The 18,674-nt window shown below is 50.9% G+C and carries 18 protein-coding genes; 7 read left to right on the top strand and 11 right to left on the bottom strand.

Features of this window, described 5'->3' with window-relative positions:
• The first annotated feature begins 547 nt into the window (after positions 1-547).
• Positions 548-1,135: a biotin transporter BioY gene (locus BLT02_RS08485; RefSeq protein WP_092993748.1), complete on the top strand. Its 588-nt coding sequence runs from the start codon at positions 548-550 to the stop codon at positions 1,133-1,135.
• A 287-nt stretch (positions 1,136-1,422) separates the two neighbouring features.
• Here BLT02_RS08485 and BLT02_RS08480 read toward each other — a convergent pair whose 3' ends face one another.
• Positions 1,423-1,803: a DUF4298 domain-containing protein gene (locus BLT02_RS08480; RefSeq protein WP_139187499.1), complete on the bottom strand. Its 381-nt coding sequence runs from the start codon at positions 1,801-1,803 to the stop codon at positions 1,423-1,425.
• Positions 1,804-2,113: 310 nt separating this feature from the next.
• On the opposite strand from BLT02_RS08480, the gene BLT02_RS08475 reads away from it, so the two are divergent.
• Together BLT02_RS08475 and BLT02_RS08470 are read left to right on the top strand one after the other, a co-directional pair.
• Positions 2,114-2,953 (top strand): DegV family protein, encoded by an 840-nt coding sequence (locus BLT02_RS08475; protein WP_092993745.1) that lies wholly within the window; start codon positions 2,114-2,116, stop codon positions 2,951-2,953.
• Between the two features lie 18 nt (positions 2,954-2,971).
• Positions 2,972-3,409 (top strand): MarR family winged helix-turn-helix transcriptional regulator, encoded by a 438-nt coding sequence (locus BLT02_RS08470; protein ID WP_092993742.1) that lies wholly within the window; start codon positions 2,972-2,974, stop codon positions 3,407-3,409.
• Positions 3,410-3,468: 59 nt separating this feature from the next.
• Here BLT02_RS08470 and BLT02_RS08465 read toward each other — a convergent pair whose 3' ends face one another.
• From BLT02_RS08465 to BLT02_RS18225, 4 genes are all read right to left on the bottom strand, one after another.
• Complete coding sequence (locus BLT02_RS08465; protein WP_092993739.1) at positions 3,469-4,869, bottom strand: hypothetical protein; 1,401 nt, start codon at positions 4,867-4,869, stop codon at positions 3,469-3,471.
• Positions 4,869-6,266: a radical SAM/SPASM domain-containing protein gene (locus tag BLT02_RS08460; RefSeq protein ID WP_242869743.1), complete on the bottom strand. Its 1,398-nt coding sequence runs from the start codon at positions 6,264-6,266 to the stop codon at positions 4,869-4,871. The genes BLT02_RS08465 and BLT02_RS08460 overlap by 1 nt, the downstream gene beginning before the upstream one ends.
• Positions 6,267-6,808: 542 nt before the next feature.
• Positions 6,809-7,276 carry a 2-thiouracil desulfurase family protein gene (locus tag BLT02_RS08455; RefSeq protein WP_347474922.1) on the bottom strand — a complete coding sequence of 156 codons (468 nt, stop codon included), beginning with the start codon at positions 7,274-7,276 and terminating at the stop codon, positions 6,809-6,811.
• 107 nt (positions 7,277-7,383) lie between these two features.
• Entirely contained in the window at positions 7,384-8,706 is a 1,323-nt protein-coding gene (locus BLT02_RS18225; RefSeq protein WP_092993736.1) for an ATP-binding cassette domain-containing protein, read from the bottom strand.
• A 246-nt stretch (positions 8,707-8,952) separates the two neighbouring features.
• Between BLT02_RS18225 and BLT02_RS08445 the strand changes: the two genes are divergently transcribed.
• Both BLT02_RS08445 and BLT02_RS08435 read left to right on the top strand, forming a co-directional pair.
• On the top strand, positions 8,953-9,219 hold the full coding sequence (locus tag BLT02_RS08445; RefSeq protein ID WP_092993733.1) for a hypothetical protein: 267 nt from the start codon (positions 8,953-8,955) through the stop codon (positions 9,217-9,219).
• Between the two features lie 200 nt (positions 9,220-9,419).
• On the top strand, positions 9,420-9,704 hold the full coding sequence (locus BLT02_RS08435; protein WP_092993727.1) for a putative quinol monooxygenase: 285 nt from the start codon (positions 9,420-9,422) through the stop codon (positions 9,702-9,704).
• Positions 9,705-10,430: 726 nt separating this feature from the next.
• On the opposite strand, the gene BLT02_RS08425 is transcribed toward BLT02_RS08435, so the two are convergent.
• From BLT02_RS08425 to BLT02_RS16795, 6 genes are all read right to left on the bottom strand, one after another.
• Positions 10,431-11,057, bottom strand: a complete 627-nt coding sequence (locus BLT02_RS08425) for an MBL fold metallo-hydrolase (protein WP_092993721.1) — start codon at positions 11,055-11,057, stop codon at positions 10,431-10,433.
• 228 nt (positions 11,058-11,285) lie between these two features.
• Positions 11,286-12,332, bottom strand: coding sequence for a PHP domain-containing protein (locus BLT02_RS08420; protein WP_092993718.1), 1,047 nt, complete (start codon positions 12,330-12,332; stop codon positions 11,286-11,288).
• A gap of 1 nt (position 12,333) precedes the next feature.
• Entirely contained in the window at positions 12,334-13,185 is an 852-nt protein-coding gene (locus BLT02_RS08415; protein WP_092993715.1) for a class II fructose-bisphosphate aldolase, read from the bottom strand.
• A 98-nt stretch (positions 13,186-13,283) separates the two neighbouring features.
• Positions 13,284-13,790 carry a leucine-rich repeat domain-containing protein gene (locus BLT02_RS08410; protein WP_092993712.1) on the bottom strand — a complete coding sequence of 169 codons (507 nt, stop codon included), beginning with the start codon at positions 13,788-13,790 and terminating at the stop codon, positions 13,284-13,286.
• A gap of 72 nt (positions 13,791-13,862) precedes the next feature.
• A complete protein-coding gene (locus tag BLT02_RS08405) occupies positions 13,863-14,297 on the bottom strand; it encodes a hypothetical protein (RefSeq protein ID WP_139187497.1) in 435 nt (144 codons plus the stop codon).
• A 217-nt stretch (positions 14,298-14,514) separates the two neighbouring features.
• Complete coding sequence (locus tag BLT02_RS16795) at positions 14,515-14,811, bottom strand: hypothetical protein (protein ID WP_139187495.1); 297 nt, start codon at positions 14,809-14,811, stop codon at positions 14,515-14,517.
• Positions 14,812-14,938: 127 nt separating this feature from the next.
• Between BLT02_RS16795 and BLT02_RS08400 the strand changes: the two genes are divergently transcribed.
• Both BLT02_RS08400 and BLT02_RS08395 read left to right on the top strand, forming a co-directional pair.
• Positions 14,939-16,633: a type 2 periplasmic-binding domain-containing protein gene (locus BLT02_RS08400; RefSeq protein ID WP_139187493.1), complete on the top strand. Its 1,695-nt coding sequence runs from the start codon at positions 14,939-14,941 to the stop codon at positions 16,631-16,633.
• On the top strand, positions 16,630-18,549 hold the full coding sequence (locus BLT02_RS08395; RefSeq protein ID WP_092993702.1) for a PP2C family protein-serine/threonine phosphatase: 1,920 nt from the start codon (positions 16,630-16,632) through the stop codon (positions 18,547-18,549). The genes BLT02_RS08400 and BLT02_RS08395 overlap by 4 nt, the downstream gene beginning before the upstream one ends.
• The last annotated feature ends 125 nt before the right edge of the window (positions 18,550-18,674 follow it).

The raw sequence follows: 18,674 nt of genomic DNA, 5'->3' as shown, positions 1-18,674 counted from the left end.
TGGATGTGGTACTCTGCTGCTTCGCTTTATAGATTTCTTCGATTCCCGCATCCATGAGAGGGGCGCAATGCAAGTGAGAAAGAAAGAAATGCCTTTTCAACATTTTTATCATTCTGTTTAGCTGTTTTATTATGTTTTATCATCATTACTATTTTTAATCAAGACAACATGAAAGGCCTGCCGGCAGCCGGAGAGGCTTGTCCGGCAGAGCTGCAGAGGCCTGTCCGGCAGAACTGGAGGTCTGTGGCATCATGAAAGGCCTGCCGGCAGCTGAAAAGGTTTACCAGACGGCTCGAAAGTCATATTGTTAACCATTTGTTAACCCGAGATTGATTTTTAAGTTGACAATTCATTTTTTATAATGTATCCTTAAGTCATCATTTAGAAACACGAGGAGCACTGCAGTAAGTCAGTCTTTTCTACCCAACACTTCATGCAGTGTCTCCTTTGTGTCTATTTGACCATTTAACATCCACATGCTGACAGCATTCTTTTTTTGAAACAGTAAAGTAGTTGTCAGGACAATGAAGTAGAAAGAAGGCATCCAATGATCAGTCGCAATTCTCTTTCTAATACAAGAAACCTGGTACTGTGCGCTATGTGTGCAGCGATCACCTGTATACTGGCGCCTCTGTCCATTCCGCTGGCAGGCGGAGTGCCGGTTTCGCTGGCAACCTTTGCCGTTATGTTGTCAGGTGTCCTTTTAGGCGGTCCTCTGGGTGCACTAAGCCAGCTGATCTATGTTCTTCTGGCGGCGGTTGGACTTCCCGTATTGGCAGGCTGGACCGGCGGACTCGGAATTGTGCTGGGTATGACAGGGGGCTATATTATCGGTTATATCCCCTGCGCATGGCTCACAGGACTCATCTATAAAAAGTATGGCAAAACCGCCAAAAAACCTGTGAAGATCCTGTTCATGATTCTTGGTATGACAGCCGGTAATATCGTGCTCTACGTCATTGGAACGGCATGGTTCATGTTCATCACAGAAATGACTCTCGAAGCATCGCTTGCAGCCTGTGTGATCCCTTTCATCCCCGGCAACATCATCAAAATGGCTGCAGTCATAATCATAGGTCTTCCCGTGGAAAACGCGATCCGCAGAACAGCATATGCAAATGAACCCGCTGTGTAACAGCGCACTAATTCATTGAGCGCCCGTATCAGACCAACGAATTTAACGCAGCAAAGCTGCATATTAAGTCTATAAGCGCAGAAAGGCTTTCTCCTGAAAAGACCTGCCGCGGCAGAGGATTGCCGGGCAGGTCTTTTGTATATCTTCTATTTCATTTTCTCCTGATTATATCTTCATTATCTCCCGGTTATATCTTTATCATCCCCAGGTTATATCATTTCCTGTTTCATTATTATCTTCTCGTTATTTTCTGTTTCATTATTATCTTCTCGTTATTTTCTGTTTCTCTATTCCCTTTTACCTTCGTTATCCCCTGTTTCTTCTTTTCCGGGCTCTTTTTCAAGGAGTTTTTCATATTCCGTCAGGACATTGTAAATTCCATCCTCCGAAAGGACCCCTCGCAGGAGATCAGCAGGAAACTCCCCGGCCTCATCTGCTTCAAAATCAGACCGCCACAGGGGTCCCTGATAGTACTCGGACAGGAGTCGGACATCCTCCACTATGTCCTGTGTAACATAGCCGTCAAGCCAGGCTTTGATCCTGTTCAGACGGGCCTCCATCTCTCTGACCCGGCTTATTCTGTCTCCGCCGGTCCCGCTCCTCGTGTCTTTTCTGTCTCTTTTGTTTCTTCTGTCTCTTCTGCCGTTCGTGTCTTTCGTGTCAGTCACAGTTATTTCTCCCTCAGCATTATGTTATCTGAAAAGGGGACAAAGTACCGCCCCCTGTATCCCTCAGCATTTTTGTTATTCGAAAAGGAGACAAAGCCGTTCCCTGTATCCTTTTTCGTACCTTCAAACAAAGTTGTTGACATATCAACGAACAGATGCTATAGTCCGTGTTCGTTGACAAATCAACAATCAAAACGATCCTGCCGCTGCAGAACGTTTTGCAGATCACGGAAATTAATCAGGACTATTATACAAGACTTTAAATAAGATTATTTTCAAGACAATCATTCATTATGGAGGTTTTAATACAATGGCAATTCGTATCATCACTGATTCCACCGTCGATGTGGGAAATCAGTATAGTGACAGATTTATTGTCGTTCCGCTTACCGTCACTTTCGGAGAGACTGAATTCATCGACGGTGTTACGCTGGACAAAACGGAGTTTTATCAGAAGCTGGAAGAGAGTCCGGTGCTTCCCAGGACGAGCCAGGCGACGCCGGATTCATTTGTAAAGGTATTCCGCGATCTGGAGGCCAGAGGGGAAGAAGCGGTCGTGATCACCGTCACCTCTAAGCTGTCAGGCACCTACCAGAGTGCCCGGATCGCGGCGGAGGACTTTCCGAATGTGCGTGTTGTCGACAGCCGGAATGTCTCCATCGGGTCCGGCGTGCTCGCAGAGTATGCTCTGCAATGCGCAGAGCAGGGGATGCAGCTGGATGAACTCACAGAGCACCTGATCCAGAAACGCAACGACATCTGTCTGCTGGCCCGCCTCGAGACCCTGGAATATCTGCAGAAAGGCGGAAGGATTTCCAAAACCGCAGCTTTTGCAGGTGGTATGCTCAACATCAAGCCTGTCATTTCTACAAAGGACGGGGAACTGGTCATGCTCGGCAAGGCAAGGGGCTCCAAAAAGGCGAATAATCTGCTGATCGAGTCGATCCAAAAGAACGGCGTCGATTTTTCCAGGCCCATCCTGCTGGGATACACCGGAGTATCCGATGAACTGCTGCAGAATTATATCTCTGACAGCAGGACGATCTGGGAAGGAAATGTCGATCATCTGGAACAGACCCAGCTCTGCAGCGTGATCGGAACACATGCCGGTCCGGGCGGTGTAGCGGTAGCCTTCTTCCGAAAAAAATAAAACGCAGGGTAGGTTCTTATGATCGAGCGGTTTGAACACTTTACAATGTCTATTTTCAGCATCTCCAGATCCTGGAACCGGCTGGCAACAGTTGAAATGAAAAAGCACGGATTCCGGGGGGCTTATGCCCTGTATCTGGTCATGATCGCCACCAACGAGGGAAATATCACCGCCGCAAAGCTGGCGGACCTGTGCCAGCGGGACAAGGCGGATGTTTCCCGCGCCATCAGCGCCTTTCAGAAAAAAGGGATCCTCGAACCCTACGGAGAATCGCGCTATCGTGCTGCCCTGCGGCTGACAGAGGATGGGAAACGGCTGGCTGCCCAGGTCAGCCTCCGTGCCGATGAAGTTCTGGAACAGGCCGGAAAAGGGATCTCAGAGGAAATGCGAAAAAATATGTATCTCTGCCTGGACACCATCGCACAGAATATGAGCCGGATCTGCGACGAAAAGTGATCGTTACTCCTATACACGCCCTATCGAGGGCGTGGAGTAACAAGTGATCCTCCTTCAGTTCAGGACTGATATCCCTTCACCCTGACTCTGCCGCTGTGGATCCTTTCCGTGAAAAATTCCTTGGCCGAACAGCCGGCCCGGCCGGATGAAGCACAGGCGCAGGCACATGCACAGCTTGACGCGCAGGCGCAGCTGGAAGCACAGGAGGAGGCGCAGGAAGAGGCACAGGAAGACCAGGGCCTGGAGCTTCTGGAGCTGCCCCCCGTGCTGCGGCGGCCGGAGGGGCGGACAACAGGCACATTGATCACATTCACGTGAATGAAGGTATTGGGGGAGTTCCCGTATCTGTAGGTACCGGTTCTGCTGTAGTTTTCCGGTTTATCCAGGTCTTTTTCCTCAACGACCTCCCTGCTTTTGATCATACTGCGGCCGCAGTATGGACAGTCGTCCCTGCCTTCCTCGTGGGCGGCTCCGCAGCCGGGACAGGTCTCATAATACTCGATCTTGGTGCGGGTGATCTTTTTCTGGTAGGAAACGCCGTCGGAGGAAGAACTGCCGAATCCTGCGCCGCCGGCGATCCAGCGGAAGAACCTGACGACCATCATGAGGGGCATTACGAAGAAAACGAATAATACGATCAGTCCGCCTATGATCGATACCAGATCATCGCCGCCTGTACTGCTCTCATAGTTATAATCATAGTCATCGTCTGTGCTGCTCCACTCTGACTCCGTATCATCGCTCCCCGCCTGACGGTCACTGGAAAAGGCAAAGGCGTCATTGGGGTAGGCCACGGTAATGGAGTAATGTTCACCCGGCGAAAGTGCAGAAGAAAAGACCAGGTAACCGTCGTCCTGCAGACAGTCCGGCTGCCAGGCGCCGGCCTTGTCCGCGTTCCACCGAATGGTCAGATCTTTCACTTCAATCTCGTCAAACCAGGCAGGCGTGTAGGCAAATACCGTCTCTCCCTCGACGTAGCGGCCGATCTGGTACATATTGTCCTGGACAAAGGAGAACTCAAAGCTTGCCACCTCGTCCTTGTAATAGCTGCGGTCCAGATAGACGGCTGCAGAAGAGCCATTGTCCTCTATGTTGCTGATGTTGTCTCCCAGAGCAGTGATCCCGGAATGGTGGCTGTTGGGAAGACCGATATCCACCCAGTCCAGAGGGCCGTAGGTCTCATCGTCCAGCACCTTCCAGTCTATGTGATAGGTCATCTGCAGGGAGGCGTCCTCCTGCACGTCCACAGTGATCAGGAAATGCTCGATCTCATCGGTAGGAGTGGCTGCTTCCGCGACCTGTGAAAAAGGCGCGGAGAAAGTCAGGAAAAACACGACCAGAAAAGCCGTCATAAGAAGGGCGAGACCTCTCTGTCCTGAATACGAAGCTCGCTCTGCGGGCTTTTTTTCAACTCTTTTTAGTCTGTGGCTTATCAAAAGCACCTTAAGTCTGTATTTCATCAGCAGTACCTCCTCAGGGGACATTCGCCGGTCAGCCGGGCAGAAAAATCCCGGCGGGTCTGGCAGGGCCCGCTGTCCCAGATGTCCTTCCAGTCATCGGTGAGCATGTTTCCCAGCGGCTGGCCGGAAAGCCAGCTCTGACAGGGTACCACGTTTCCGCCCGGGGTAATGGCCATATTGGAGAGGCAGGCTCCGCAGGACGGCGACGGAATGCAAAGTTCCTCAAAGACCTTCTCATCCAGCCATCCGGGGGAAGTGAAGGCGATCTCCATGCCGTTCTGGTGGCAATAGGAAACAGCCTGACGCAGGATCTCTTCCAGTTCTTCACTCCCCAGCTGCAGAGACTCCGACAGGGCTCCCGCTGCGCTTCCTGTGGTGATCAGCCCGGAGCAGGTCACATAAATGACTCCGAGTTCATGCAGGAGCTCCAGTGTTTTTTCATACTCCCGGTTGAGCGTACACAGGGGCGTATTGATGCTCACCGACAGTCCCTGTTCCAGGGCATTTTTGATTCCCGCCAGCGTCTCCTCATACCGGGCGGCGCCGACCAGGCGGTTGTGAATCTCCGGGTCCGCGGAATAGAACGTGATCTGCACGCTGTCCAGCTCCGCTTCACGGAGCTGTCTGCAGTATTCCGGAGTCAGCCGGATCCCATTGGTGTTAAGTCGTGAGATAAACCAGCGGGCATATTTGATGAGGTCAAAAAGGTCCTCCCTCATGGTGGGCTCACCTCCCGTGAAGGTCACCTGAGGGATACCGACCCTGCGGCAGATGTCCAGAACCTTTTTCCAGTCTTCCGTGGAAAGCTCCCTCTCATCGGACAGGGGCTGGCCGGCGGCATAACAGTGGACGCACTTCTGGTTACAGTGCCAGTTTCCCTCCTTCGTCATGGCGCTGACCATCAGATCCATGCGGTGGGGTGCCTGCATAAACGGCGCGTAATCGCCTATACTCATGAAATGAACATCCGTGGTCACCTGCTCACGGTAGGCGATCTGCCGGATCGTCGTGTAGATGGTCTGCATGTCCGCCTGAATACGTTTACGGGAAAAAACCGGAAGGATCTTCCGCACGTTTTCAGTGGTGCGGTCCAGAATACTCTGTATTTCCGGCTCTCCGATCTCTTTTCCGTCATAGTGGTTGGTCTCCCGGATCATTTCCGCCAGAATGACCGCCCAGGCGAAATTGACCGGCAGAATATCGGTCCCGTTAATAATAGCAATGCTGGGATTAAAAGAATTTTCCTCCTCCTTCGGAGGGATCAGGTGGATCCGGATAGCACCGGGGCCATTCGGATTTAAAGTAGTGTGCAGAACTTCACTGAAGGCAGTGTCCATGTAGGACTTCAGATTGCGCACTGTCTTTGTCTTTCGAAAAATAAAAGGAATTTTTGCCATTCTGTCCTCTCTGTCCGGTCCTGCCGGTTTATGCGATTTCCAGTATTTTCTACTCTGTTTTGCTCTTCTGTTTTTATCTTCTGCTTTTCTCGTATGGTTTTGCGACCAATTTAATAACGATTTAGTAATGTATAGGTTCACGACCGATCCGATAAAGGAAACATATCATTACTGTCTCTGTAAATACATTTTAGCATAGGAAAAAACAGCATACAATCAGCACATCTTTCCGGTAGTTCCCACGAGGCAATTCGGTTACTATACACGCCCAGTCGAGGGCGTGAATAGTAGTAACGTACGAAAATCCCATTCCAACAATGCGAAGCTTTGTTATCGCTTCGCGATGGGATTTTCGTTGTAAAACCCGGGATAACAGGCGTTTTTACGTGGTATTCAGCGCAAAAACCCTGGAGGAACGACGCGGGCACACTTGCATGGCAAGTGTGCCCGCGTATAGCAAAGCGAATTTTTCTATTGGGTATTAACCGGTATATCAGGAGCAGAAAGAAAGAATGTTCACGGAGTTAACCTCTGTGAGCATTCTATCTTTTAAAACCTCTTTGGACTGTGACCAGATCCTCCACATCAAGGCAGCGAAAACCGTTTTCCATCAGAAGCTGTGCGGTAACACCAGCCTGATCCACCAGTGTTCCGGTAAATGTGCCGTCGTACCGCTGCTTTACTCCACAGCTGGGACTGCGGGACTGCAAAATAATCAGATCCGGCTGCAGGCGTTTTGCAAGCTGGAGACACTTTGCTGCGCCTGAGCGGAATTCCGCATCTACGATTCTCCCGTCTTTTGTAATGACCAGGCCATCCCTGACCTCCGAAGGGACACGCGGCGTAGGAAGTCCGCCCATCTGTTCCGGGCAGACCGTGATCACCTCATTGTCTGCCATCAGCTTCAGAACTATTTCATTTCGATTGTTCCCACCGTTATATTTACAGTTTTCGCCTGCCAGACAGGCACTGACCATGATTTTCATTTTTCTCTTTTTATCTTTTTTCATCTGTGGGAGCCTGCAGCTTCTGCAGCTCCTTTTTACAAGCTCCTTTTTTACAAGCTTCTTTTTTACAAGCTTCTTTTTTACAAGCTTCTTTTTTAAGACTCCCTTTTTTATATTTCACCCTTTTTAAACCGGTCAATCATCTCGAAGGTGAGGGAAACGCCGTTGTCGTACACCCGGATCTCATCCCGGGGAATCCAGACAGCTTCCGCCACTTCGTCAGTATCATGCACAGCGGTCTCATCGCTTCCATCGAGGTCGCAGATGACTCCGATCATCAGGTTGGAGGCAAAACCCCAGGGCTGGGACTTGTAATAGCGGATATTGGAGACCTTCAGGCCGGCCTCCTCCATGACCTCGCGGCAAACGGCATCTTCAATGGTCTCACCAACCTCGATAAAACCTGCGATCAGGGAAGTGCCGGCATATCCATCTTCCTCCCGCGGCCTGTAGCGGATCATCAGGAGCTTGTCCCCGTTGATCACCGCAATGGTCACGGCCGGCATAACGCGAGGGTAATCTATGTTCCCGCAGGAAGTACACCGGATGCAGCGGGTTTTGGGATGGACGCTCATACGACCGCCGCAGCGGCCGCAGTGGCGGTTTCCGTTATACCAGGAAGAAAGCTGAAAAGCGGTCTCCGCGCCAAAATAGACATTTTTCGGGACCGGTTTGTTTCCAAAAGAAAACGGCAGGAACTCCATCCCGGTAAAGGAAAAATCCGGTGCGGGGCCATCCGTGTAAACAAAGCTGTAGTAACAAGTAGTTCCTACAGAAAACAGATAGACGAGCCGCCCGCCCTTCTCCACTGTCTTTATTACCCGAGGTTTCGCTGCAAGCGCGCGGGCCAGGCCGACCCGCTGCTGCTGGCCGCCGGAGAGCTGGGAAGGGTAGCGGTTCCGGTATTGCTTCGGCTCTAGGCCGACCAGATCCAGCAGTTGTGTGACACGTTCCCGGCAGCGCTCAGGCTCCCATTTGAGCAGACGCGGGATCACGCTGATATTGTCCTCTACCGTCATATGCGGAAAAAGACCCGCCTGTTGGATTACATACCCCATCCTCCTGCGCAGCTGCACTGGATCCTGCTTTTGAATGTCCTCTCCGAACAAAAGGATCGTTCCCCCGTCCGGTTCATACAGCCTGTTGGTCATTTTCAGCAAAGTCGTCTTGCCGCATCCGGAGGAGCCTAGGATCGTGATCAGCTCTCCCTCCCTGACAGAGGCGCTCAAATCCTTGACCGCGTAAAAACCGGCTTCTTCCTTTAATCCACCGCCTGAGGGAAAAACTTCTCTTTCCTTTATCCTGCCTCCGCTCATACGGGCATGACGTCCGCGGAGAGCCTGGGCACCCATGCGTTCGAAGCGCTTGTACACATTGCGGTACTCAATTGCCGGCCCTACGGAAGTACTTTCTTTTTCAAATGAATGATTCATATCGATATCCTATCCAGATGATATCCTGTCCGGCAGTACTCCGTTACTTGTCCTGTCGGAAAAAAGGAATCGGAGACCGGGGACAGTTCTTTGGAGACAGGGGATGGTAAACAGGTTTTGTGGCAGTCTGCCCTGTTACCAGTAAGTGATCCAGTAAGTGATCATCGAATCAGTGCGTAACCCCCCGGCCGGCGAAGATCGTCGTCCAGGGGTACATCACTTGATGCTCTCATAGAATTCGAGTTCGTGATCGACTATCACAGCAGCACCTTCTCCCGCGCATACCGCCAGATGCTCAAGGATGCACTTAAAAGCGATGGGAATTTTCCTGTCTACACAGAGGGCAGCAGGGAATATATCATTCTGGACAGTGTCATGAGCGGGTATATAGAAATGCTCCTGCAGCTGTTAGACTCCGACACTGTTTCCATGGAGGAAGCATTCCATTTTGCCTATTATACTATGGAAAACGGGACCAGACCGGCTCTGAGAAAGCGCTTCGGAATCACATAAACTCAGGAGAAGGGGATGGTTCTGTGTCTCTTTTTTACGTACACTTTTGGCAGCAATTCAGACAGCACTTCACACAACAATCAACAATCTATGTCCATCTATACATTTTTAATCAAACCCGGGTCTGCTATAATGACTGTAATGAACATCTGCAGCCCGGTGCAGAGAAGCACCGCTCAAAGGAAAGAAAGGAGCCAGGTATGATCAAGATTTTTGCAAAGATGCTTGTGAAGGAAGAGTGCATTGACAAATTTATTGAGCTGGCAAAAGAACTTGTGGAAAAGTCCCGAGCTGAGGAAGGAAATGTTTTCTATTCCATCAATCAGAGCGTGGAAAATAACTGCATCTTCGCCTTCATCGAGTGCTGGAAAGACCAGGCCGCGATCGACTTCCACAATGCAACCCCGCATTTTACCGGAATCGTACCGCAGCTGGGCAGTCTCTGCGAGAAGGCCTATGGAGCTGAACTTTTCAATGAGCTCTAAGCTCTGATGAACTCCAGTGAACTCAGCTGAGTTCTTATGAGCTCTAATAAACTCTGATAAGCTCTGATAAGACCGGGCAGACAAACGGTTTCAATTGTCAAAAGATCGAACTGACAAGAAAACAACGACCGGACGAACATTCACAGCCGGACAGAGGTCCCTCTCTGTCCGGCCTTTTGGCTTAACCATACTATTACTATTCTCCAGGGTTGATATTTTCGTGGGTCAGTTTGTATTCTCCACGATTGCAGAAACAGCGGGTAACCATCGGGAGACAAGGGACGGCTCCTTGTCTCCTTCCGAAAGTACTGGTGCGATTATGAAAAAAATCTTCTTCCTGTTTTCCATCCTTCTGTGCCTGTTTCTGTCTGCGGCCTGCAGCGCGGCGGATAAGCAGACAAATCCAGCTTCCGGGACTGATCCAGCAGCCGGTGGAAGCAGTAATGGTCAGGCTCAGGCTATAGCCGGATCCGCTTCTGGACCAGGAAAATCTGAAAGGGGCAAAAAAGGAAAAGGTACTGAATCTCATAGACCGGTATTTCCTGTACTATAACAGCGGATCGCTTGGGGATCATGCACAGGAATTGAAAGACGATGCTTCTTACAGCCTGATGATACAGGCTTTATGGAATTACAACTACGGCCCCTGGATGAAAGAAATGATAGAAACGACAAGGCACAGCGCCAGAGAACTGGAGATTATCTTTACGGGCGCCTCATGAATACCTACAAATTGTATGGCTCCCCGTGACCGGGGCAGATGCGGATACCTGCCGGGAGCGAACGCAGGAAGGGCTTCGTGATCTTTTCATAGCTTTCCGCGTCTCCGCCCGGAAAGCGCAGCAGCGGCTCCTCATCCGGAATCAGATAATCTCCGCTGAAGAACACGTCTTCATCCAGAAAGATTCCCCCGCTCCCCGGTGTGTGGCCTGGCAAAGGCACCAGACGAAGCAAGTGGCCGCGCCATTCCAGCTGCGCATCCCCGGCAATGATCTCATCTGCAGGCCTGCAGAAAAACGGTTCATAATGGATCCCGGGTTTTCCACGAAAATACATATATACTTCCATGATCCGTGACAAATTCAGGCGCAGGCTCTGAATGCCTGCATTACAGACCGCAGTCGCTGCAAAACACGCCTGCGGGTATTGATCCCGCAGGGCGTCCAGTCCTGCCATATGGTCACAGTGTTCATGGGTCAACAGGATCAGTTCCGGCTCCCATCCACAGTCTTTCAATTTACTCAGCAGCTTTACGTGTTCGCCGGGATCGATCACCAGGCACCTGTCGTTTTCCACGAGGATATAGCAATTGCTCTCTGTGAGAGGATCTACGGAAACTACTGTCTGTAACATGGAGTATTCTCCTGAAATAATCTTACGCTTTATTATCCTGGCAGGAGGGTTTATTTATGGAAGGATGATCTTCGTCAGCGGATTACTTTCACGGAAAGATTAATCTTTGTGGAAAGAATATTTCCGTATATGAACTGTTTTCGCAAAAGGTTTTTCTTCGCAAAAGGTTTTTCTTCGCAAAAGGATTTTCTTCGCAAAAGAATTTTCTTCGTCAAAGTTTTCTCTTCATTAAAGGCTTTTCACAGTACGGGACAAAAGTGCCTGCAGAACCTCATTCTGCTGAAAATATTCCATCGTAATGCCGCATTCGCCAATGTTTCTCGCTTTTGCCGGGTCCACTCCTTTTTTAAAATCAGCATGGTAATCGGAACCTCCGGAAATGACAGCGACGCGGTCAGTATAGCGCTCCCGGACTTCCCGCTCGATCTGGCCCTGCGTCAGGTTCCCTCCATAGCTGGTCTTTGCATAGGGGTAGCAGGCCTCAATTCCATCCAAGCCTGCCGCGATGAGGCGGTCGATATAAGCTGCCCTGTCCATCCTTCCTGCCGGAAGCAGGACCGGTTCGTTCACCAGATAGGGATGGGCCATGATAGCAATCCCTCCGCACCTGTGGACCTGGCGGATCACTTCAACCGAATCCGGCTTCTCACGGAGGATCTGATAGGCGGGGGTATTCTTGACCATGAGCTTCGCGGCGCTCCAGTCCTTCTGGTATCCTTTTCTTGCGATCAGTTCAAAGATCATCTTTTTCTGGATCTGATCCTCCTGCACAGGGTTTCCGCCATTGTCCAGGACTTCCTCCCATGTCATCTTCATGCCGTCCGCATTCAGACGTTTTACCAGTTCCCGGTAACTGCCGACTTTGGATTCCACCACAGATTTTTCGAGCCCGTCAAAAAAAGGATCCTTCCAGTCGCATCCCAGACAGACAATGTGGCAGTCTTCCGCCGTAGTCTCGCAGGAGATCTCTATCCCCCGGATCAAGTACAGCCCCTTAAACATGGCATATTCCACGGCATCCATCATGACCGGAACGGAATCTTTCCGGCTTTGATCTTCCTGAATCTGATCTATCTGGATTTTTTCCGGAGGCCGGATATCGTGGTCCGTGATCGCCAGCACTTTCATGCCGCGCGCGGCAGCGTTGTCGATCAGCTGTTTCGGAGTGTCCGCGCCGTCCGAACGGGTCGAATGGGTATGAAGATCCACCAGATAAGGTGGACGGCAACAGAAATCAATCCTTACTTGTTCGGATTTAATGACGTTTTTTTCCATATCAGATCCTGTCCTTTGTAAAAACTGTCATGTGCTCTTTTGCAGTCTCCCGGATCGCGCTGCTCAGATGCCGGTCAAAATCGATGGGATCTATTTTTTCCGGAAATTCCCCGAAGTATTCCCTGGCGGTATCCAGATAGGCGTGTTTGATCGCCGTGGAGACGTTGACCTTGGCGCCACCGCTGCAGATCAGGCGTCGGAAGGTTTCTTCGGACAGTCCTGTTCCTCCGTGAATCACAACAGGTGTGTCGACAGCCTCCTTCAGCTGAGCCGCGAGATCAAAATTGATCTTAGGTGTTCCCTTGTAAACACCGTGCGCTGTTCCGATCGCAGGAGCATAGGCATCGATCCCGGATTCCCTGACAAAATAGATGGAATCCTCCAGGCCGGCGAGCGAGGCGTCATCCGCGGAGACCTTCACTGCATCCTCGACACCGACGATCCTGCCGAGCTCGCCTTCTACCTGGACGCCTTTTCTGTGGGCGTAGGCGACCACCTCCCGGCAGCCGGCGATATTGTCCTCCATCGACAGTCTGGACCCGTCATACATGACCGAGTCCCAGCCCGCGTCGACACAGGCTTTTGCCAGTTCCACGTCCTGGCAGTGGTCCAGATGGATGAGCACGTTCACAGGAGCCTCCTCCGCGATCTGCCGCAGCATCGCGCCAAGCCCCACCGGTCCGAACTCTTTCACAGTTACCACGGATGTCTGCAGGATGACCGGAATATCAAGGTCCGCTGCCGCCTGTACAACCGCCCTTGCGGACAGGTGGTTGAAAATATTAAAGGCGCCCACCGCATATCGATGTGCTTTTGCCTCCAGAAGCTCCTCCAGAAATGTTTTCTTCTTCATCTAATTGATCCCCCTGTCTGTCTCCCCTTTTCTGGTCTTTCCTTATTTCGCAGCATATTTTCAAGATATACCCTTTTTCTTAAACCCTGTTCACCAACTTACACTCTTTTCACCGCCTCCGGAGGGATCATGGCATCATCACTGATCTCAACCTCTTTCCCGACAATCAGCTCAGTCAGGTTGGTGCAGCCGCTGAAGGCACCTGCATAAATCTTTTTCAAGCCGGATCCACAGACCACCTTGCGGAGGTTCCTGCAATCCTTAAATGCATGGGGTGGTATTGAAAAGATATTCTCCGGAAGGAAGATCTCCTCCACCTCACATCTCGCGAATGTCTGCCCCCAGAGATACTTCAGAGAGGCCGGCAGTTCTATATGCTTCAATGCGGTACATCCGTCAAAGACAAACTCCCCCAGATCCGTAACTGTATCCGGGAAACGGATGTCCACAATTTCCTTGTGTCCGGCAAACAGCTTGTCGTAGAGGACCGAGATCGGTTTTGCGCAATACTGCTCCGGTATCACAACATGAGCTTCATCGCCTTCATAAGACATGACTGCCATCGAAAGCCCGTCATCATTGGGTTTGAATGTGTAAGTCTGCATTAGGTCTCCCCCTTTATGACCAATATCAAAAACTACTCCCAGGCCATCACGATCAGATCCATCATGCTCCTTTTATAATTCCTCCGCCTGAGAATATTTCCTGTTGAGCAGCCAGTGAGACCAGCAGTTCACGCTGCAATAGACAGCCAGAACCAGCATGAGGATACGGATCGGGAATGTCAGCTCTTTCACTAACAGGGACTCCGCGAATATGGCGATTGCCAAAACCGCGAACAAAAGAGTAAATATCCTCGTCTTCCTCAATATCTTCTGATGGCAGAGGTTGATCGCCTTCTCCCACCGGGTCCGCTGCTCCGGCGTGCACTCTCTGGCATGCGCGGCGTATTCCCTGACGATCCAGGGCTCATACTCCTTGAGCAGGTCCTGCCAGGTTGTTTTTTTCAGAGCATCCTCATCCAACAGTTTTTTCTCGATATCAGAAAAATCGAAGCCGGAATCCGTTATTGCTGTCCTTTCCTCTAATTTCTCATTTGTTACCGTATCCATACAGTTTCCTCCTTTTATCTTATCAGGACTGTTTTCCATCAAAATGATTTTCCGTTGGGATTGTCTATCAGAATTGATTTCCTACGGGATCGTCCCGTCAGGATTGTTTCCCATCAGAATCGTTCCCCTTCGGAATCGTCCCATTAGTTTTTTTTCAGAATCATTCCCCTTCGGGATCGTCTCTGATTTTGAAACAACAATTCAACAATAATTCAACTCAGACAATTATACAGGAACAATCTGGAGTAATCCATATTATTAAGTTATAATGAAGTAACGTTTTTTGTAACGCTATTTGTAATAAATTTAGTAGTGGTCCAGGTATCTCCGAAGCGAAGAAAGGATGTGGCGCTGTGAAAAGAACCCTGTCGTTAGTCTTATCTGCAGTATTGATATTTCTGCTCCTGCCCCTTCCTGCCTTTGCTGAGAAGCCTGCCTCCGCTGAGAGATCTGCTTCCACTAAGAAATCTGCTTCCACTAAGAAATCTGCTTCCACTAAGAAATCTGCCTCCACTAAGAAATCTGCCTCCGCTGGGAAATCTGCCCCAACTGGAGAATCTGCCTCCGCTGAGAACCGCATTGTCCTGACGATCGGCGACAACGCCACACGTTCCGGGTCCCGTTATTATGAGAAACTTGGCATGTGGCAGTATATGGCGGATCTGGTGGGTGTGGAAATCCGGTATTCTTATATGACAGATGAGGAGTACGATGCGGGATTGGCCAGCGGCGATCTGCCGGACATTGTCGCCACCAGCAAAAATCTGTCCAGGATTCTGGAAAACGGCGTAGCTCTGAATGTCGATCCCTATCTGGAGGAGTATTGTCCGAATTTCCTCCAGGGGGAGGCGCGGCTGACTTATGATGTGTTCAAACAGCTGGGAGATGAAGAGGACGGATTCTACTTCTTCCCGGCTAAAATCGGCTACAACGGAGTCGGATTTTCCAAAGAAACCAGCACCCGCGGTTATGTTGTCCGCTGGGACTATTACAAAGAGCTGGGTTACCCGCCCATCAACAATGAGGATGATTATCTGAAGGTGCTCCAGCAGATGCACGAGAATCACCCTTTCACGGAGGAGGGGTATCCCACCTATCTGTACGGCACAGACAATTTCACCGGTTATGATACCGCTTTCCGCTCCGAACTGAGCCTTGATTATTGGGCGCCGTATAGGTATCAGAACAATATGTTCACAAACGAAGTCTATGACGGCTATACTGATCCGGCACATTCCATGTGGTGGGCATGCATGGAATGGCATAACAAACTCTACCGGGCAGGCAAGGCAGACGGCTCTTACGATTTGGATCTCTTCACCCAGACTCAGGAGCAATTCGACGCCAAATGTGCCCGCGGCCAGTATATGGGACGGCACAGCGTCTACAGGGGGTTATACAGTGAAAGCGTCAAAAAGGATCCGGACACGCTTACCGGATATAATATCGTTCCGACTGCTGCCACCACTTATTATACCAACGTCTATCAGCTGCTGGGCAACGGCCCCGGCTATATGTGGTTCATTTCAGCCAACAGCCCGCACAAGGAAGAAGCCCTGAAGCTCTTCAATTACATGTGCGATCCCGATTGCGTGCGGGAGCTTACTCTGGGCCGGCAGGGAGAGACCTGGGACTACGATAAGGACGGCGTTCCCCGGATGAACGAATACGGCCAGCAGCAGCTGGATGCCTACAAGGCAGGCAGTACTGATCCGGACAATTTTTATCAACAATGGGGAAGCTTTGATGTAATGCCCAGCAATTGGCCCCTCCTGCGCGATAATCTGACCCACCCGGACGGATATTCACTGGATTTTGCCACGATCACCCGTGAATACGAAGCAGCTACCATGACTAATAACATAGCCCGGGACATCTGTGAGCATTATGGAGTAAAACTGCCTACCGATGCTTTCTATAACGCCGGCGGGTTGGATTTCCGCAATGACTGCGGAGAGGCGATCTCGTCCTGTCTGAGCAGCCTCAACCGGAATCAGCTCCGCATCCTCTCAGAAGCGGATGCGCTCCTTGAGGACGTCATGGTGGATCTGATCCTTGCAGAAACCGACGAAAAATGGGAAGCGGTCCGGGACGATACAGTCCGAAAGCTGGTCGAGATGGACGAGCCGGCAGTGTTTAAAGCGTATCAGAAAAAATGGGATGAAGCGGCTGCTGTCATCGTTCCCATGGTCCGGGAGATACAGATCAAAAACGGTGTGGATCCCTATACCCCTGAACAATACGCAGATTACGGAAACGGGGCAAAGCAGAAACTCTTGATAATAGAGGATGATGCTAAAGATTCCGGGGCTGGATCGGAGGTGCAAGAGCCATGAAGCAAAAGCTGAAATCACTCCAGATTCATATGCTGCTGCCGGTGGTCGTCATGACCCTGTTCATTGTCACAATGCTGACCACGCTGTTTTCCCGCGCCTACATCAGCATGATCCTGCAGCAGGAGCAGGAAGTCAATGCTGCCAGCTTTGACACAATTTCCCGTTCGATCACACCGCTCATCGCTTCATCCATCGGTGAAGTCCGGAACATACTGTCGGACAGCCGGGTGTCGGACTACGCAAGACTGCAGTATACCTCGGAAGTGAACCTGATCCATGCGAGAATCAGCTGCCGGGATTATCTTCGAACAGAAATTGCCCGGCATGAAGGAATCTTCGGCCTGCTTTTCATGCGGAAAGACGGAAGCATTTTCGGGGCACTTCCGGAAGGAAACTTCTTTCTGGACGATCCGGAAGAAAACCCGCTTTCGGAGGACATGAAAGCCCAGATCCTGAATGCCCCCCGCGGCCAGATGATCTGGGCAGGTCCTGTTCCGGGAGCTGCCCTGTACGGATTTGAAAATGCTAAAACTCCGCAGAACATCATGATCGCCGCCTGGAAATCCGTGGATGTGAATTACGGCGAGTGCTACGTGATGGTACTGATGGACGAGACCATTTTTGAAAAACTGTTTGAGACAATGCAGGACGGAAAAAGTACCTGGCATCTTTTTACGGCAGAACAGACAGAAATCTATCACACGGGTCAGGATGCATGCTCGAATCCGGAGCGGCTCATCAGTGAAAGTAACAGCGAAACGGTCTTCAACGATGAGAACGGGAATCCTGTAAGTGCATTTTCCATGACAATGAAATCCCCCGCCTGGACCCTGGTCAGGGAAGTTCCCATGGAAAACTACGAGCAAGTGATCCGCCGCGTCCGCGGCGCGATCTGCCTCATAGCCATCGTAGTATTGTTGATCGCCCTGGCGATCTACCGCCTGTGGCTGAAAGGGTTCATGCGTCAGTTTAACCTGCTGCTGAAAGGAATCATCCGTATGGGAGAGGGCGAGCTGGAACCCATGGCGTCTGTCCCCTACACGATCCAGGAATTCGAAACAATGCAGCAGGAGATCGACCGGACCAGCCTGGCTCTGAACCAGCAGATGGATACTATCCGCCGGATGGAGCGGGAGCAGATGGAACAGGAAAATATGATCAAGGAACAGGAACGAATCGTCAAGGAGCTGAGCACAGCCAGGCAGATCCAGAAAAGTGTCCTGCCCCATATTTTCCCGCCCTTCCCGGATCGGGCGGAGATCGACCTGTTTGCGACCATGGATCCGGCAAAGGACGTAGGCGGGGATTTTTACGACTTCTACTTTATCGACGAAGACCATTTATGTCTGGTCATAGCAGATGTAAGCGGAAAGGGCATCCCGGCAGCCCTGTTCATGATGCTTTCCAAAAGGATCCTCGAAGATCTGGCAAGACAGGAACGCACCCCGTCCACTATCCTGGAAAAAGCCAACGACCTGCTCTGCGATAACAATCAGGCAGAAATGTTCGTGACCGTCTGGCTGGGCATTCTGGAAATATCCACCGGAAAACTGACTGCCGCAAACGCGGGCCACGAATTCCCGGCTATTTGTGAAAAAGGCGGTTCGTTCGAGCTTTACAAAGATACACACGGTTTCGTCGTAGGCGGAATGGAGGGTGTTCATTACAAAGGTTATGATCTCCAGTTAAACCCGGGAGACAAACTCTTTGTCTACACAGACGGTGTCCCGGAAGCAACTGACGGCAGCGGCGAAATGTTCGGCACGGACCACATGATCACGGCATTGAGATCCTGCACAGACAACACCCCCGAAGAAATCCTCCAGGGAGTGAAAAGCGCCGTGGATTCTTTCGTCGGGGATGCCGAACAGTTTGACGACCTGACTATGATGTGCCTGGAATATAAGGGGCCTTGAAACAGAGGGACGGTCCTTTTGGGTCTGTCCCCCTGTTTATCCACTCGAAATTGAGGGACGGTCCTTTTGGGTCTGTCCCCCTGTTTATCCACTAACGTAAACAAGGGGACGGACACAAAAGGACC

The organism is Sarcina sp. DSM 11001 (assembly GCF_900101015.1).
Classification (GTDB): domain Bacteria; phylum Bacillota; class Clostridia; order Lachnospirales; family Lachnospiraceae; genus CAG-791.
Note: the sequence above shows the minus strand (reverse complement) of the source record. Positions and strands in the feature narration are given on the sequence as shown.

Coding starts and splice junctions, on each gene's coding strand:
- BLT02_RS08485 (WP_092993748.1), top strand. CDS start 548: ATGATCAGTCGCAATTCTCTTTCTAATACAAGAAACCTGGTACTGTGC.
- BLT02_RS08475 (WP_092993745.1), top strand. CDS start 2,114: ATGGCAATTCGTATCATCACTGATTCCACCGTCGATGTGGGAAATCAG.
- BLT02_RS08470 (WP_092993742.1), top strand. CDS start 2,972: ATGATCGAGCGGTTTGAACACTTTACAATGTCTATTTTCAGCATCTCC.
- BLT02_RS08465 (WP_092993739.1), bottom strand. CDS start 4,869: ATGAAATACAGACTTAAGGTGCTTTTGATAAGCCACAGACTAAAAAGA.
- BLT02_RS08460 (WP_242869743.1), bottom strand. CDS start 6,266: ATGGCAAAAATTCCTTTTATTTTTCGAAAGACAAAGACAGTGCGCAAT.
- BLT02_RS08455 (WP_347474922.1), bottom strand. CDS start 7,276: ATGAAAAAAGATAAAAAGAGAAAAATGAAAATCATGGTCAGTGCCTGT.
- BLT02_RS18225 (WP_092993736.1), bottom strand. CDS start 8,706: ATGAATCATTCATTTGAAAAAGAAAGTACTTCCGTAGGGCCGGCAATT.
- BLT02_RS08435 (WP_092993727.1), top strand. CDS start 9,420: ATGATCAAGATTTTTGCAAAGATGCTTGTGAAGGAAGAGTGCATTGAC.
- BLT02_RS08425 (WP_092993721.1), bottom strand. CDS start 11,057: ATGTTACAGACAGTAGTTTCCGTAGATCCTCTCACAGAGAGCAATTGC.
- BLT02_RS08420 (WP_092993718.1), bottom strand. CDS start 12,332: ATGGAAAAAAACGTCATTAAATCCGAACAAGTAAGGATTGATTTCTGT.
- BLT02_RS08415 (WP_092993715.1), bottom strand. CDS start 13,185: ATGAAGAAGAAAACATTTCTGGAGGAGCTTCTGGAGGCAAAAGCACAT.
- BLT02_RS08410 (WP_092993712.1), bottom strand. CDS start 13,790: ATGCAGACTTACACATTCAAACCCAATGATGACGGGCTTTCGATGGCA.
- BLT02_RS08405 (WP_139187497.1), bottom strand. CDS start 14,297: ATGGATACGGTAACAAATGAGAAATTAGAGGAAAGGACAGCAATAACG.
- BLT02_RS08400 (WP_139187493.1), top strand. CDS start 14,939: ATGTGGCAGTATATGGCGGATCTGGTGGGTGTGGAAATCCGGTATTCT.
- BLT02_RS08395 (WP_092993702.1), top strand. CDS start 16,630: ATGAAGCAAAAGCTGAAATCACTCCAGATTCATATGCTGCTGCCGGTG.